General features: G+C 49.0%; 14 protein-coding genes and 1 CRISPR repeat array (1 of these 15 cut by a window edge). Of the genes, 6 read left to right on the top strand and 8 right to left on the bottom strand.

What is annotated here, in order from left to right:
• Positions 1 to 21: 21 nt before the first annotated feature.
• Positions 22 to 978: an L-lactate dehydrogenase gene (locus ACQ4MX_RS12445; protein ID WP_431090908.1), complete on the bottom strand. Its 957-nt coding sequence runs from the start codon at positions 976 to 978 to the stop codon at positions 22 to 24.
• A 756-nt stretch (positions 979 to 1,734) separates the two neighbouring features.
• Between ACQ4MX_RS12445 and ACQ4MX_RS12440 the strand changes: the two genes are divergently transcribed.
• From ACQ4MX_RS12440 to ACQ4MX_RS12430, 3 genes are all read left to right on the top strand, one after another.
• A complete protein-coding gene (locus ACQ4MX_RS12440; protein WP_431090907.1) occupies positions 1,735 to 2,592 on the top strand; it encodes a MerR family transcriptional regulator in 858 nt (285 codons plus the stop codon).
• Positions 2,593 to 2,767: 175 nt separating this feature from the next.
• Positions 2,768 to 3,583, top strand: coding sequence for a serine/threonine protein kinase (locus ACQ4MX_RS12435; protein ID WP_431090905.1), 816 nt, complete (start codon positions 2,768 to 2,770; stop codon positions 3,581 to 3,583).
• Positions 3,584 to 3,720: 137 nt separating this feature from the next.
• Positions 3,721 to 3,819: a YjcZ family sporulation protein gene (locus tag ACQ4MX_RS12430; RefSeq protein WP_412177974.1), complete on the top strand. Its 99-nt coding sequence runs from the start codon at positions 3,721 to 3,723 to the stop codon at positions 3,817 to 3,819.
• 169 nt (positions 3,820 to 3,988) lie between these two features.
• Here ACQ4MX_RS12430 and ACQ4MX_RS12425 read toward each other — a convergent pair whose 3' ends face one another.
• The 4 genes from ACQ4MX_RS12425 to ACQ4MX_RS12410 all read right to left on the bottom strand — a co-directional run bounded on the left by ACQ4MX_RS12425 (position 3,989) and on the right by ACQ4MX_RS12410 (position 8,062).
• The gene (locus ACQ4MX_RS12425) at positions 3,989 to 4,171 is read right to left on the bottom strand and encodes a hypothetical protein (RefSeq protein WP_431090904.1); all 183 of its coding nucleotides are present in this window, start codon (positions 4,169 to 4,171) and stop codon (positions 3,989 to 3,991) included.
• A gap of 108 nt (positions 4,172 to 4,279) precedes the next feature.
• Entirely contained in the window at positions 4,280 to 5,833 is a 1,554-nt protein-coding gene (gene gntK / locus ACQ4MX_RS12420; RefSeq protein WP_431090903.1) for a gluconokinase, read from the bottom strand.
• Between the two features lie 41 nt (positions 5,834 to 5,874).
• Positions 5,875 to 7,236, bottom strand: coding sequence for a GntP family permease (locus tag ACQ4MX_RS12415; protein WP_431090902.1), 1,362 nt, complete (start codon positions 7,234 to 7,236; stop codon positions 5,875 to 5,877).
• A 130-nt stretch (positions 7,237 to 7,366) separates the two neighbouring features.
• Positions 7,367 to 8,062: a GntR family transcriptional regulator gene (locus ACQ4MX_RS12410; protein ID WP_431090901.1), complete on the bottom strand. Its 696-nt coding sequence runs from the start codon at positions 8,060 to 8,062 to the stop codon at positions 7,367 to 7,369.
• 213 nt (positions 8,063 to 8,275) lie between these two features.
• On the opposite strand from ACQ4MX_RS12410, the gene map reads away from it, so the two are divergent.
• Positions 8,276 to 9,022 carry a type I methionyl aminopeptidase gene (gene map / locus ACQ4MX_RS12405; protein ID WP_044646282.1) on the top strand — a complete coding sequence of 249 codons (747 nt, stop codon included), beginning with the start codon at positions 8,276 to 8,278 and terminating at the stop codon, positions 9,020 to 9,022.
• A 160-nt stretch (positions 9,023 to 9,182) separates the two neighbouring features.
• On the opposite strand, the gene ACQ4MX_RS12400 is transcribed toward map, so the two are convergent.
• Both ACQ4MX_RS12400 and ACQ4MX_RS12395 read right to left on the bottom strand, forming a co-directional pair.
• On the bottom strand, positions 9,183 to 9,680 hold the full coding sequence (locus ACQ4MX_RS12400; RefSeq protein ID WP_431090900.1) for a CcdC family protein: 498 nt from the start codon (positions 9,678 to 9,680) through the stop codon (positions 9,183 to 9,185).
• A 168-nt stretch (positions 9,681 to 9,848) separates the two neighbouring features.
• Positions 9,849 to 10,325: a disulfide oxidoreductase gene (locus ACQ4MX_RS12395; protein WP_431090899.1), complete on the bottom strand. Its 477-nt coding sequence runs from the start codon at positions 10,323 to 10,325 to the stop codon at positions 9,849 to 9,851.
• A 241-nt stretch (positions 10,326 to 10,566) separates the two neighbouring features.
• On the opposite strand from ACQ4MX_RS12395, the gene ACQ4MX_RS12390 reads away from it, so the two are divergent.
• Complete coding sequence (locus ACQ4MX_RS12390; protein WP_431090898.1) at positions 10,567 to 11,193, top strand: nitroreductase family protein; 627 nt, start codon at positions 10,567 to 10,569, stop codon at positions 11,191 to 11,193.
• Positions 11,194 to 11,286: 93 nt separating this feature from the next.
• On the opposite strand, the gene mprF is transcribed toward ACQ4MX_RS12390, so the two are convergent.
• Entirely contained in the window at positions 11,287 to 13,929 is a 2,643-nt protein-coding gene (gene mprF, locus ACQ4MX_RS12385; protein WP_431090897.1) for a bifunctional lysylphosphatidylglycerol flippase/synthetase MprF, read from the bottom strand.
• Between the two features lie 213 nt (positions 13,930 to 14,142).
• Here mprF and ACQ4MX_RS12380 point away from each other — a divergent pair, with 213 nt between their 5' ends.
• Positions 14,143 to 14,901, top strand: a complete 759-nt coding sequence (locus ACQ4MX_RS12380; RefSeq protein WP_431090896.1) for an AAA family ATPase — start codon at positions 14,143 to 14,145, stop codon at positions 14,899 to 14,901.
• 459 nt (positions 14,902 to 15,360) lie between these two features.
• A CRISPR array of direct repeats spans positions 15,361 to 15,919; the repeat unit is 32 nt; unit sequence GTCGCACTCTACATGAGTGCGTGGATTGAAAT (it continues 816 nt past the right edge of the window).

Genomic DNA, 15,919 nt, shown 5'->3' with positions numbered 1-15,919 from the left:
CAATCCGGCGTATGATACATTTTAAACTAAGCCCGACATGGCACGGATATTATCGCTGATGAAGCGGCATGAGGCGTCGAACTTGGCTTGTTCTTCCGGGCTTAGCTCCAGCTCGATGACCTCCTGAATTCCTTTGCTGCCGATGATCGCCGGAACACCTGTGCAGACATTCGTGTGCCCGTACTCGCCATCCAATACGGCAGAAACCGCTATAATTTTACCGTCATCATTTAAAATGGAACGGGTAATGTATGCCAGCGCATTGGCAATACCGAAATAAGTAGCCCCTTTGCGGGTGAAAATCTCCCAGCCTGCATCCTTCGTTTTGCGGGCGATGTCATCCAGATCGACGTGGCTGAAACGCTCCTTATGCTGGCGCAGAATATGCAGGATCGGCTTGCCGCCAATGGTCACGTGTGACCATGCGACGAATTGCGAATCGCCGTGCTCGCCAAGAGCATACCCCTGTACGCTGCGTGGATCTATGGAAAATACCTCGGAAAGCAGCGTTTTAAGCCGGGACGAGTCAATGGAGGTGCCAGTGCCGATTATCTTGTTGCGTGGTAGACCGGATATGCTTTGTACGAGATAGGTCACAATGTCGACAGGATTAGCCGCAATGACGAAAATGCCGTCGAAGCCGCTCTCCATAATCGCCGTTACAATTTCGCGCGTAATGATCACCGCATCATCCAGTACAGACAAACGATCTTGACCTGGTTTGGGGTTAGCCCCGGCCGTGATAATGACAACATCCATATCCGTGCAATCTGCATACGTTCCTGCGTGTACCTTGGTACGTGTAGACGTGAAATCCATACAATGGGACAGATCCAGTGCATGGGCCAAAGCTCGATCATATGTGCGGTCAATCATCATAATTTCGTCACAAATGGACTGATTGACCATTGAGTAGGCACAGCTCGAACCGACCATCCCTGCGCCGACAATAGCTACTTTCCTTGCCTTCCCCTTCATTTATGTTTCCCCCTCGTTCCCAGCGAACGTTAATATGCTACAAATTATGTCTGAAACCCATTTTACGTTACATAACATAACATATTGCTGATCTTTTGGAAATATCCATCGTTTTGCCTTTATTCCGAAAAATATAAAAATAACGATCACCAGAGGCACATGTATAGGCTGTAATATAGAAGATACGTGAAATACGCAGTATTTTTGCAGGTATGTATTGCAGGGAGTGAGAAGCTTCTTTTTGAGGCGGTATCCGCATTGATTGTGCTTTACGGCGCGCTGATGGTAGAAATAATGCCATAGGATCATGGAAACGTGACATTTATGTGACGTTTCTAAAAAGGACACCCTATCGAATGGGAAATAGGCGAGCTACCACATACTTTGTCAGATTTTAAATGCTGCTGGTTTATCCAACAATAAGCTATATAAGCCGAACTCGAAAAATGAACATAAAAACGGAGTAGGCGGAATGGTGCTGCACAAGCGAAACGGTCGCTTTAAAAGCTTTCCGTAGGAAAGCGCGCTTCGGAAGCACCATCCGACTGCGCAGTGGCACAATAGGAAACTTTTAAGCCAAGCTTATATGGCAATATGAAGTCGCTTCTTGCATTTTTATAAAATATTCGCTTATGACAAAGGTTCCTAGCAGTCCGCAATATTAGAACATTTATGCCAAAGGGTTTCCATTTGATTCCGCGAATTGTACATATACAAGCTTATTTCTTTCCATACCATCCAGGGAGGTAATGATCAATGGAAGAAAGCAGATCGACGACGGAAGCAGCAAAGCAGTTGGGAATCGGGGCCAGTACCCTTCGTAAATATGCGGCAGCGCTGGAGGAGCAGGGCTATGTGTTCCCGCGTTCCGCCAACCAATCGAGAATGTTCAGTACAGAGGATGTAGAGTGCTTAAAGGTGATGCGAGGGGCGTTGCGTGAGGAGCATTTGACGATGGAGCAGGCGGTTCAGGTGGTGCTTGAGAGGGTAACCGCACCCTTCCAAATCGAGGATGCAGGCATCCGCTTGCCATCTGTATCGGATGGTGAGTCGCTGGCTGCAACCTGGGAGGAAATATTGGCTGCGGCAGAGGGCAGAGATGAGTCTGTGATGCAGGCGCAAGCCGCCGCTACTCTTGAATCGGCAGGATTAGAGGATGAAGTTAGCGTACAGGAACAGTCAGAAGGCCCGATGCAGCTACAACCGCAGGAACAACAGACGCATACCTTGGCGTTAACGATTGAGCACAGGCTGGAGCAAACAAGGGAGAGGGGAAAAGAAGAACTGGAACAAACACTCGTACAGATACAAACGCAGGAGCCTATAGAGTCCCAAGCACTGACGGAGATGCAAATTATGGTGCAGAGCGCTCTACTGGAGATGAGGATTCGTTTGGAAGAGCTGGAAATAGAGCATAGCCGGTTGGTGGAGAAGAACATCAACCTTTCCAATCAGTTGGAGGACCAAAAGCGCTGGATGAAAGAACGGGTGGAAGAGGAACGGGATCGGCAGTTAATCACCAATTTGCGCACCTATCAGGGCAGACAGCGAAAGTCCCGTGGTTCGCTGCTGTCCTGGCTCGGTTTGGCACCACGCAGACGTAGAGAGGCATAGGCATGATAATGATAAGACCATCAGACCTACCCGGTTCTGATGGTCTTATTGTGGATGGTATAATAGCGGAATAGACCGGAGTGAATGGATATAGGGCAGCGGGCGGCATACAAGAAGACAAGGGCAAGTCGCATATATAGTGTTCCCGCAGCGTGTATAGGAAAGGGATATCAGAATGTTTGCTTGGTTACGGAATGCTTATGAATCTTGGATAGATTACCCGAAACAGCCCGGCGATCTGTTGAGCGGACGTTATCATATTTTGTCGCTGCTGGGTATGGGCAGCTATGGTCTGACCTACCTCTGTTTGGACAAGCACAGCGGGCAGGAGGTGGCGGTCAAGCTACCCAGACCGAGCAAGCGGGCGAAGGGTGTTCAACTGTTGCAGCGCGAAGCTGATATTATGCGACAAATGGAACATCCCTGTATCCCGAAGCTGCTCGAAAGTGTGGAGTATCGGAATGGAATGTACCTGGTCATGGAATATATCTCCGGCATGACGCTGGAGGAGCTTATATTTGAACAGGGGCGTTCTTTTACCGAACAGGAATGTATCGTCTACACCCTGGAGCTGATGGAGCGGGTTCTGCATGTGCATGAACGGGGCTACATCCATCGGGATATCCGTATTCCCAATGTGATCCACCGCGAAGGGAAACCGTACCTGATCGACTTTGGCCTTGCACTGGCGATGGGCGAGCAGCAGGAAGATGTATTTACCGAATCTATGCTGGAAAAGCGTGCAGCCGAACGGCAGGATGTCGCTATTTACAGCGATTTGTACGATGTCGGGCATTTGATGCTTTTTATGCTGTACAGCAGTTACGAGCCTCGACCGGATCAACCGCCGGGAAGCTGGCAGGAAGAATTGAAGCTGAGTCCACCTGTACGCCATCTGCTGGAACGTCTTTTTCAGATTGGCCCCAGGTATGAACGTAGTCGTCAGTTTATGCTGGAGCTGGAGAAGGCGTTGGTGCAGCAGGAGGGCTAGTCCATAAAGATCGTCCATAAATACGGGCATTCGCCGCAAAAATGGGGGAATGCCCCCCTTACACATCTGACCATATCTACATACAATGATCCTGTAAATGAGCGAAAGGAGTGTTGTAAATGAGTCATATGTATGGAATGGGCGGTATGGGGTACGGCGGAGCTTGGACCTCTGTAGGAGCGATTCTGGTTCTGTTTATTTTGCTGGTAATTATCTCCAAAACTCTATTTCTGTAATTTTGTTAATAGACGGTTTCCTGTAAAATGCAGAGATGTTGCCCTGCATAGCGCCAGGCGCACAACAATAAAGCGAAGGCCCTTGATGAGAAGGGCCTTCGCTTTATAGGGTTTGAAGGAGCCACTGGCTTCCTTCCTATGCCTGGTTTCATTCGTCGTAGTTCTTTACTTACGAACTGGAGTAATGACGGCGTTTGTCCTTGTAATATTGGTGCCCGTTATGGCTGTTCTTGTATCCTAAATCGGATGAAGAGCGGCGTTTACGTTCGTAATAACGGTCCGAGCTACTGTATTTCCGCTTATGAGTATGAGAGGTGGAATGTAGCAGGCGGTGCAATAATTTTTTGAGCATCGTCTAATCCTCCTTCTTAATCCTGTCCGACTGATTTTTTAGATCATTTTCTGACATAGACAGGTTCTTATGAAACGGTAATACGCAGCGGTGCTGGAACGGGTTCCACTAATTTAAAGGTTTTAAGGATTTGGCCTGAAACTCGGCAATATCCTTGAATTCCTCTTCAAATTTACGCGAAATGCGGATATAGATTGGCAGTAAATCACGGTAAATATCCACATGCTCCGCCACGGGCTTATGCTGGTGAGTGGTGCCGATCATATCGGATACAGCGTCCAGCGAATCAATCCGTCCCAGTGCGTACAAGCCCAAAATAGCTGCGCCAAGACAGGAGCTTTCCAGACTTTCCGGGATAATGACCTCCTGATCGAAAATATCCGCCATAAGCTGTCGCCACAGCTCCGAGCGTGCGAATCCGCCAGTGGCGTGAATGACCGAAGGTCTGTCGATGACCTCTTCCATGGCCAGCATAACCGTGTACAGGTTGAACAACACACCCTCCAGAGCGGCGCGGATCATGTGCTCTTTTTTGTGACGCAGGGACAAGCCGAAGAAGGAGCCGCGGGCATTCGGGTCCCACAGGGGTGCACGTTCTCCGGAAAGATACGGGAGAAAGAGCAGGCCGTCCGAGCCGGGGTGTACCTGTTCTGCGATTTGGGTCAGCACATGGTACGGATCAAGCCCTAATCGTTTGGCGGTTTCCACCTCGGAGGCTGCAAATTCATCGCGAATCCAGCGGAAAACGATGCCGCCATTGTTCACCGGGCCGCCGATCACCCACAGCTTTTCGGTCAATGCGTAGCAGAAAAAGCGTCCCTTGGCATCGGTCAACGGCTTATCGACCACAGTGCGGATGGCTCCGCTGGTACCGATCGTGACAGCGACAACTCCCGGTTTGATGGCATTCACACCAAGGTTGGACAAGACACCGTCACTGGCTCCGATGACAAAAGGAGTCGTCTCCAGCAAGCCCATGTCATGCGCATAGGTCGCATCCAGTCTCTTCAGGACATGAGTCGTAGGCACCAGCTCAGACAACTGCTCCTTCGTCACACCGGCAATACGCAGTGCTTCCTCGTCCCAATCCAGTTGCTCCAAATTCATGAGGCCGGTAGCGGAGGCAATCGAATGATCCACGACATATTGCTGGAACAACCGGACAAATACGTATTCCTTGATAGAAATATATTTGTACGTTTGTGCCGCAATATCCGGCAAATCCCGTGTAATCCACATCAGCTTCGTCAGCGGCGACATGGGATGAACGGGTGTCCCGGTGCGCAAGTAAATGTCATGTCCGTTGTATTCATGCTGGAGCGCTTCAGCCCACTTGGCGCTGCGGTTATCTGCCCACGTGATGGAGGCGGTCAGCGGCTTGCCGTTCTTATCCACCGCCAGAACGCTGTGCATGGCCGAACTGAAGGAGACGAACAACACATGCTCGGCTGCTACTCCGCTTTGTTTCATGACCTCCTGCACCGTTGTCACGACGGCTTTGAAAATATCCTCCGGGTCCTGTTCCGCCGCATCCGGCTCAGGTGTGTGCAGCGGATAGCCTACATGATGCTGGGCAGCAATATTGCCGTTTTCTTCGAAAAGCACCGCCTTGGTACTGGTCGTACCGATATCAACGCCGATCATATACCGAGTGTCTGTCATATTCAATCTCCCCTTCACTTACCGTTATTAGCTCATTATCGTTAAATTAACACACTCAGCAGCATAATCAAACCGAAGGCGACCAGGGAGAGGATGGTTTCCATAGCGGTCCATGATTTGAGAGTCTGGGGAACCGTCATGTTGAAAAATTCTTTGATCATCCAAAAACCGGCGTCATTCACATGCGAAAGGATCAGCGATCCCGCCCCTGTAGCAAGTACAACCAGCTCGACATTCACGCCGGGTGTAAGTGCCAGCACAGGTGCGACAATACCGGAGCCTGTCGTCATCGCGACCGTAGCGGACCCGGTGGCTACACGAATGAGCGCAGCGACCAGAAAAGCAAACACGATTACATTCATATGCGCCCCCGTAGCCACCGCTGCAATGGCCTGACCTACGCCGCTGTCGATCAATACGGTTTTAAACGCGCCCCCACTGCCGATGATTAAAATAATAGAGGCTGTGGGTGCCAGACATTCACTAGTAAAACGGGATAAATCCTCTTTCTTTAAGCCGCGTGCGTAACCAAGTGAGAAAAACGAAAATACAGCCGCAATCAGTAACGCCATAACCTCATCACCGATGAATTTGAAAAATACCGTAAGTGGATGCGTATTGGACGGGTCCACAATTTCAGCGACCGATCCGCTGAGCATCAGGATAACGGGCAGCAAAATAGTAAACAAGGTAATCCAAAAAGGCGGCAACGGCCGTCCTGTTGTATTGGTGAACTGCTCGTCCAGCTTCTCGGAGGGTCTGACCATAATTTTTTTGCCAATCCAGGCACCGAAGACCGGACCTGCAATAATAGCGGAAGGAATACCGACGATGAGCGCATACCCTATCGTGCGTCCGATATTGGCGTTAAAGGCTTCAATCGCGATCATCGGAGCCGGATGGGGCGGCAAAAGTCCATGTACCGTCGATAGCCCCGCCAGCATGGGAATACCGATTTTCAGCAGAGACATATTCATTTTACGGGCGACCGTGAACAGAATCGGAATTAATAAAATAATGCCAACTTCGAAAAATACCGGAATACCCACGATAAAGCCTACGATCATCATGGCCCAATGGACACGTTTTTCACCAAACCGATCCATAAGTGTAGTTGCAATACGCTCGGCACCGCCGGATTCCGCCATCATTTTACCAAGCATGGTGCCCAGCCCGATGACGATGGCGATGGAGCCAAGTGTGCTCCCGAGGCCCTTGGTGATGGAGGCAGTAACTTCATGTCCCGGCATCCCGTTAACCAGCCCGAGAAATACGGAGGAAAGTAGTAGTGAAACAAAGGGATTCCATTTAAACTTGGCAATCAGCAAAATCAAAAGGATGATGGTAATTAGCGCCCACGTAAGTAGTGAAGCGTTATGGCTCAAGCCGAATAGGGTGTTCATGAAGTAATGCCTCCTTATGCGTTAATGTGTAGTACATGTATACTTGTCGACAACTTTAGTCTAAAAAGGAACTGCGCCAGCTTAGAACACCTAAGCGCGGTGCAGCGGCTCCTTTTATACATTTTACAAATTAGGACAGACTCTTGCAGTAGGGGGACAGAACGCTGTCGTTTACCGCGTTGCGGGTGTCCCGGTAATGATCCTCGATAAATTCGGACAGCTCCTGAGCGCTCCCTTGGTTTAAAGCGTTTGCAAAGGTACGATGATTGTGAATCGTGACTTGGGATTCTTCAATCTTGGACGTAAAGCGTTGTTCTGTGGCAGCCAGCATGACCGTCAGGATCAACTGCCTCATTCCGTTCCAGGTGTGGAGAATACGAGTATGGCCTGCTTCCAGCACCAGGGCCTCATGAAAATTGAAGTCCTGAAGAGAAAATTCAACGACGTCTCTGTGCTTAAGAGCGACTTCCATTTTATCAATCATCCGGTTTAAAGCGATCACCAACCCGGCATTGTCTCTATGTACAAATCTTTGTACAACAAAATGCTCAATCAGCATTCGCACATCGAAAAGCTCCTCCATATCAGCGGGCGTCATGCCTATGACAATCGCCCCCATGCGTTCCAAGCGAAGCAATCCTTCACTGGAAAGCACTTTTAACGCTTCACGAACAGGAGAACGGCTGGTGCCAAAATCGGCAGCAATCTGATTTTCAGATAATACCGTGCCGGGTGTCTGCATGCCACGGATAATCTGAAGTCGAAGCTCACAAGCAATCCTTTCACCAAGCGATGCACCCTGTAGCCAGACTGACGGATATTTCATAGGCATACTCCTTCTTGAAAATTAGGTTGCCTCTTTCGAGCATACTTGTATACAAGTTATTAGTATTATATACCCAATTTAAAATATCTGTAAACGGTGCCAATGGACATCGGTTCCATTTCAATGCTTTTAGCGTTACAATAGAAGCAGAAAAGAAGCAGAAAAAAGCAGCAGTGAAAGTGGAACGAACACGGAAAAGAAGGAGACCGTTTAATGATTATTATTAAAACCAAAGAACAAATTGAAAATATGAAGAAAGCTGGCGAAATTTTGGCTGCTTGCCACCGGGAAATTGCCAAAATGATCAAGCCGGGTATTACAACACTGGAAATTGATGCCTTCGCGGAATCGTTTATGAAAAAGCATGGCGCAACGCCGGAACAAAAGGGCTACAACGGCTACCAGTTTGCGACTTGTGGATCGCCTAACGATGTCATTTGCCACGGTTTCCCGAACAAGACACCGTTGAAGGACGGGGACATCGTGACGATTGACATGGTCGTAAACCTGAACGGCTGGCTGGCGGATTCCGCCTGGTCGTATGCAGTGGGTAATGTTTCCGAGCAGGCACAAAAGCTGCTGGACGTTACGAAGGAATCCCTGTACAGAGGGATTGAGCAGGCTGTAATCGGTAACCGGATCGGCGATATTTCCCATGCGATCCAAACCTATGCGGAAGCGGAAGGCTTCTCGGTTGTACGCGAATTCATCGGTCACGGTATCGGAGAAGATATGCATGAGCAACCGCAGGTGCCGCATTATGGACCACCGCATCGCGGACCGCGCCTGAAAGAAGGCATGGTCATTACGATTGAGCCGATGCTGAACACGGGCACCTACCGCAGCAAAGTGGATGCAGACGGATGGACGGCGCGTACACTGGACGGCGGTTTGTCGGCGCAATACGAGCATACGCTGGCGATTACAGCGGACGGCCCGATTATTTTGACACAGCAATAAAAAGCAGACATTTAACCAGGTAGCGTATAGATTAGCGGGTTGAATGAATTTTCCGTCCTGCGCTGCAAATATAAACCAAAAAGACACGACACCCCATGGGGAGAACGTGTCTTTTTGGTTTATGCAACAATATGCCATGATACATGTAAGCATCCGTTTGTCAGATGCGGACTTCCTTCTCGTCCGGAACAAATTGGCGATATTGAAAATACATACGAAGTCGCCAGTGCAGCAATGTCCCGAAGGCGAGGATGAAAAATAGCCCCGCCGTCTGTGGAATGGTAATGTAGCGCTGGATAAACTCATGCAGCAGCAGGCGAATGATCAGCAGACTAGTCAGGATAAAAAAGAAGGTGCGTGAGCGTTGTACAAAAACTTGTCCTTCTTGCATCTCAAACTTGGTGCTGCGAATCAGCGGATACGAGAAAATAAACCAGCCGACCAGAAAAGCGCCCATCGCCCAAAGCCAGGGAACCCGTACCTCTGGCACGATAAACATCATAAAGCCGGTGCTCATGCCGAGCGGAGGGATGATAATCTTTTTGGCGTTAACCGGGCGGTGACCTGTCTTCATACGGATGAAAATAGCCGAAACAGCGATCAAGATCATGCCGAAGGTTGCGCCATATTGCAGAATTGGGGTGCTGATATGAAACATGGACTGGGCCCCCTCTATAAGAAATGTAAGCGTTATTGGCCAGACTGCAAACCTTTTTTATTATATCACATAAGTAATGGATATATTTAGTTACAGTCTTTCCTCCGGCAAGCGGATTATACGCTCGATTGTGGTGACTGGCCCAATGATCTAGGGTCTCTATCATACTTATGCAAGATGCTCTGCTTGTACCTCTCCTTGCGCCGATTTTTTCTCCTGATGCAGGATATAACCCATGGCTGCAATAATAAGGATAAAAGCGATGAGTGCGAGAAAAGGAATGGTAATAAAATCAAACCAGTTCAGGTAATCCTGCTCACAGGATACTCTTCCACAGGACGTTGAAGCCTGCGTAGCCGCTTTTGCGGCTGCATGGATGCGCTGAATCACAAAATGGTAGGTCGAAATACCGCCACCAATGATCGCCAGCGGCATGACATAACGCCGTATTCCTGTATCTCCCCGAAAATAACCGATTCCGAGCAGCAGAGTCAGGGGATACATCAGAATGCGCTGAAACCAGCATAGCTTGCAAGGCTCATACCCCAAAATTTCGCTGAGATAGAGGCTGCCTAATGTAGCCACACAAGCCACAACCCAGGCGGCAAACAAAGCAATATCCGTTTTTTTAAACGATCCAATCATAGCAACGCTCCTTTTTTGATTCAAATGAGAACAAAATGAACTCACCGTGTCTTGTCCAATCGGGCGGGCATCTGCCGATATGGATGTCTTATCCATATTGTACTGTATTTTGAGTGCAGGGTCATACTTAAACATATTGACATCATTCACTATCGTTTTTATAATTACAATAGTTTGGGAAGTTAATAAGGATTCAAGATTCAGATATATATACTATGAGAAATGTAGGAGTGTGTCCAGAATGTCAAATATCCAAAAAAACGAAACTCTGTCTGTCATTAGTGAAAGACATGCAGTAAAAAGTTATGTTAAGGATTTTAAATTGCCAGAGGAAGATCTGGAAGCTATTTTGACAGCTGCGATAGAAGCTCCTTCCGCCTGGAACCTTCAACACTGGAAATTCCTCGTGATTGAAACCGAAGCAGACAAGCAAAAGTTGCTGCCTATCGCTTACAATCAGGGTCAAGTAGCGGAAAGTTCCGTTACGATTGCCGTATTGGGTGATTTGGAAGCGAACCGCAACACTGTCATTTATGATCAAGCGGTGGAAGCAGGCGCACTGCCAGCGGAAATCCGTGACGCATTGGTAGGTCAAATCAACGGTGCTTACCAAAACGCACAAGTAGCTCGCGATGCAGCGATCCTGAACTCTGCTTTTGCGGCACAAAACATTATGTTGGCTGCTAGATCTCTTGGCTATGACACTTGCGCTATGGGTGGCTTCATTCCTGCGCAGTTGATCGAGCAATTCAACATTCCTGCACGTTACCTGCCAACGATGCTTATTACAGTAGGTAAAGCACAAGTGCCAGCACGTCCATCAGGACGTTTCCCATTGTCTGAAGTTGTTGTAAAAGGTAGCTTCTAAGAAGAATTTTTAACATAAAAAGGGTGTTCCTGCAACCGTCGTGGTTGGGGGAGCACCCTTTTGTTATGCTTTTGTTGCAAGAAATGCTTTTACCTAATCCGAGCGTTTGGAGACCAGATATACCAGCTCCAGCGTCAGAATAGGCAAAAAGACAGAAGCCGGATAGGCCAGATAGCGTGGCTCCCATTGCGGCTTGAACTTATCCTTGAAGCGGCGAAGCCCTTGAAAGCCGTAAAAATGTCCTCCGTATTGGAAAACGAGCCGAGCCAGCTTTTCCTCGCGCAACGCTTTTTCGCTTTGTCCTACTTGGGACAGCGGAGCCATACCGAGATTGAAGGTCGTATACCCGCTGTCTTTGGCCCACTCGATCACTCGTGTGAACAAGTAGTCCATCGTGCCATTTGGCGTATCAGGCAGATGCCGCATCAGGTCTATGGAGACGGTCTGTCCACGGTCATAGGCAGGGGCCATTGTCGCGAAGGCGATGACCTTTCCTTCAGGGTCCTTTAACAGCGCAATCGGGGCTAACTGAAGATAAGGCTCCTTGAACCACCCGAGCGAATAGCCCTTCTCCTTTCGTCCGTCCAGCCAGATATTCGAAATGTGACGAAGCTCCTCAATTAATGCTCCATCCAAAGGCGGCTGGATCATTTCGAATGTGTATCCTTCGCGGTCAAAGCGGTTTTTGGCACTGCGCAGCACCTGATTGCTTTTACCTGTCAGTGTAAAGGACTCCAGCGGCACCAGTGCTTCCTCGCCCAGCTTGAAAAACCGATAGCCGTTCTCATGGTAGATGGACAAATACTCTGGTGATGCCTGATAAAATACAGCCGTTAACGCATATCGGTCTGCGAAGCGCTGAAATTCCTGAATCGCTTCGCTCACACGTTCCTTCGGACCGAGCGGGTCACCTAACACAATCAGCTTGTCTCGGCTGCGTGCATAGGGAATAACCACTTGTTCGTTCTTGGTCCAATACAGATACTTATCGCCTAGAAAGAGCATATGAGAAACCAAATTGCCGCCTTGCTTTTCCAAAAATTCTTTTAGCTTACCCAGCTCTTGCGAGTCAGGCAGATTTCCAATTCCACGCTGGGGACGGAGGAAGAAATACACCGTCAGGAACACCCACGCCAAAATCAGACTGAACACCGCTGTAACCCCGTAATCACTGCGGTTCATAAAAAAGTCCAGATGGACCTTGGCGTGCAGATGGCGCATAAACGGAGTATTGGAGCCTGCCCCTATCATAAAGTAAGCGCCGGTCACGAGCAGAGACAATCCGCCCCATATTAAAATATTGTGCCGATTCAGCGGCGCACTAACCCGATAAAACCGCGAGCGCGAGACCCACAGCATCAGCGCTACGAACAACAGGAATAGAGCTTCCTCGAAATCCAGACCCTTAATGAAGGTGAAAATGGACCCCGCAAGCAGCAGTACCAGCGTCAGCCGCAGGGCTCTGCGAATGCGCAGGGATATGCCGTGAGACAGCACTACGAGCATAATCCCGATGACGACTGAGATTTCGTGCGACAGGCGCATGACGGGCAGACTGAGCAGATGCTCGGCAAAACGCAGTCGATACAGTAGACCTGGCGTAGCCGCCGACAGAAGAAGCACCACGCCGGAGATGAGTACCAGCTTGCCGAGTGCCCATACCCCGAGGTCGGCCAGAAAGCGGAATTGACCGGGCCAGCCCCATACCTTTTGCCAAGCGTTGAGTGAGGTTTCCCAACCCGTCTCTGCCAGTTGGCTCAGACGTTCGTTGCGCGGTATCATTTCCAGCGCAGCCAGCACCAGGCCGATTAGCCACGGAATGATGTAATAAAAGACGCGAAAGGCCAGCAGCACAGCCAATGCCCGATCCGAGTTGGCGCCTGCCATTTGCAGCCCGAGCAGGGCAATGATGTCGAATGCGCCGACCCCTCCGGGTGCTAGACTGATCAGCCCGGCAATCGCAGCAATCACATAAATGCCGAACACGGCATTTATCGGCAGCTCATGCAGCAAGTGCGAGCCGATCCATGCAAAAGTAAGACCAGCCAGCAGCCATTCCAGCAGCGAAGCGCCGATGGAGGCGGAGATGGTGGACCAGGAAAGCTGGCCTTCTCCCTTGTTGAACCATGTGGCGTACCGTTTGGATCGCTGCATAATCAGGAACAGTGGCAGGTACAGCGCCATTCCCCATAACGCCCAATGAAGCCACGGATGAGCATCCAGCACGGGCTGTACCGGATATAGATGGGCAATCCCGCCCCAGGCCAGCAAAGAAAGCCCGGTAATGACTACAGGCGAAAGGAACACAACCGCAGAGGTGATGACACCCAGCGGCACGCCGCTTTTTTTGTACAGCACCGTACGCAATCCCGCTCCTGTAAAGCCAGCGAAGCCAAAGACGTTATTGAAGGTGTTCGAAATCCAGGCGTACCGGAATGTCGCTGCGGATTTGACCTGTAGCTTGAAATGATGCCTGATCACGTAATCGTATGCGCTCATGGCGGCCACGGCTATCAGTGAGAACAAGCCAATTTCGATGAGAAAGGTAGCATCCATTCGCCGCAGCTCATGAAGCATACGTGCCAGATTGAAGCTCTTCAGCTCTTGTCCGGCCTCCCATATAATAAAAGCCAATACAGCCAGCGGAAGCAAAATACGTGTCAGCCGCTGCCTGTAGATGGTCATCATGAACTGTACGATTTTAAAGGATTGGATCGGTTTGTGATTTGAATTCATAGATTCACCTGCCTGAAAAATAATGAAATAAATTCTGAATGATACACAAAGATATCATGCCCATGAACAGGCTACTATATATTATACCTGTATTAAACGCCTGAATAACAACAGAAGGGTTACGAAAGCCGGATTTCGGATTGATTGTCGTAAATAATTCCAATATAATGATGGAAAACCCAGCCATTTGCTTGGTAATGGAGCTGAACGGAAATGAGTATGTGGGATCGTGATCTTTTTGTACGTCGATTGGAGCTGATGTGGCCGCAGGATGCTGACGAGAGCCAATATCCCTTTAACTTAAAAGCCATGCGTCAATGGAATGAGCTGAAATTTCACCCGTCTGTTACCTATATTGTTGGAGAAAACGGTGTGGGTAAATCAACGCTTATGGAAGCGATAGCGGTCGCGTGGGGATTTAATCCGGAGGGCGGCACTAAAAATTTCAATTTCTCTACACAGGCCACGCATTCCTCGCTGCATGAGTATGTCCGGCTGGTGAGAGGGGCCCACAAGCCGCGGGATGGTTTCTTTTTCCGTGCAGAAAGCTATTATAATCTGGCGACTCATATCGACGAGCTGGATCGGGAAGGAAGGGGCCGGCCCATCCGAGACTCCTACGGGGGAAAATCGTTGCATGAGCAGTCGCATGGCGAGTCTTTTTTTGCTGCATTTTTGCATCGGTTTGGAGGTCAGGGGCTGTATATTCTGGATGAGCCAGAGGCTGCGCTATCGCCCCTGCGCCAGATGGCCATGCTTGCACGTATCCACGAGCTGGTACAGCAGGGCTCGCAGTTCATCATTTCTACGCATTCCCCGATTTTGATGGCCTATCCCGACTCCGTCCTGTACCACCTGACACATGAAGGCATAGACACCCGGACGCTGGAGGAAACCGATCATTTCATCATCATGAAACAATTTCTGAACAACAAGGAAAAGATGATGCAGGAGCTATTCGAAGATCACTAATAAGGAATGGGTGACCTCAATAACATCCGTTTGGATGAGGAGGAAACAGTATGAGTTCAAATGTATAAAATACCTTTAGTAAACGAGGGCTACCCGTACTCGTATAAAACTTAGACTTTAGCTACAAGAAGGCGACCTATACGTTGGTCTAAGCAGATGAGATCGAAGTTTGTCTTTTGCCCAAATATTCACCGGATATGCACCTCACTATTGGTTATCATTCCTATTTATGGTATATTTATAAGGGGAAATAAAATGAGTATTCTGCTCTTATGGTGAGGTGCGAATGTGAAGCTCACATAAAAACCCCGGATCCTTCGCACCTCGAAATTAGTCGAAAAACATTAAATTAGTTTTCTTCAGTAGAAGTCAATGGTTGATTCAAGCCTTTTTGGCATCGTTTTTTGCTAAAATGTATGGAATTTATATCATTAAGGTATGAATTACTGCATTTTCGCTGTCGCACTCTACATGAGTGCGTGGATTGAAATACATTGGAACCGGGGGGCATTTTAAAGGGTACCGCCGTCGCACTCTACATGAGTGCGTGGATTGAAATTCGTCTTTCTCGACTGAACGCGTTGCTGTGCCGGCGTCGCACTCTACATGAGTGCGTGGATTGAAATCTCTGCCATGTGTTCCCCCCCTCTCTCCCGTGTAGTCGCACTCTACATGAGTGCGTGGATTGAAATTTCGATTGCGTCCTTTAGATCTTGTAGATTTGGCGGTCGCACTCTACATGAGTGCGTGGATTGAAATCTATGGCTGATTTGCAAGGAGGAACAGCAATGGGGGTCGCACTCTACATGAGTGCGTGGATTGAAATAAATCGACTATATCCTGTGGAAGCATTCGGACCCCACGTCGCACTCTACATGAGTGCGTGGATTGAAATTACGTTAACGGCGAACTTAAGCGATTTATTAACGGTGTCGCACTCTACATGAGTGCGTGGATTGAAATTTTTACGGGGGGGATAAAAGAAGTGATGACTATAGTCGCACTCTACATGAGTGCG

It is taken from the genome of Paenibacillus sp. 8b26 (assembly GCF_050626875.1).
Classification (GTDB): domain Bacteria; phylum Bacillota; class Bacilli; order Paenibacillales; family Paenibacillaceae; genus Paenibacillus.
The sequence above is the reverse complement of the archived record's forward strand: the minus strand, read 5'-3'. Positions and strand labels throughout refer to the sequence as shown.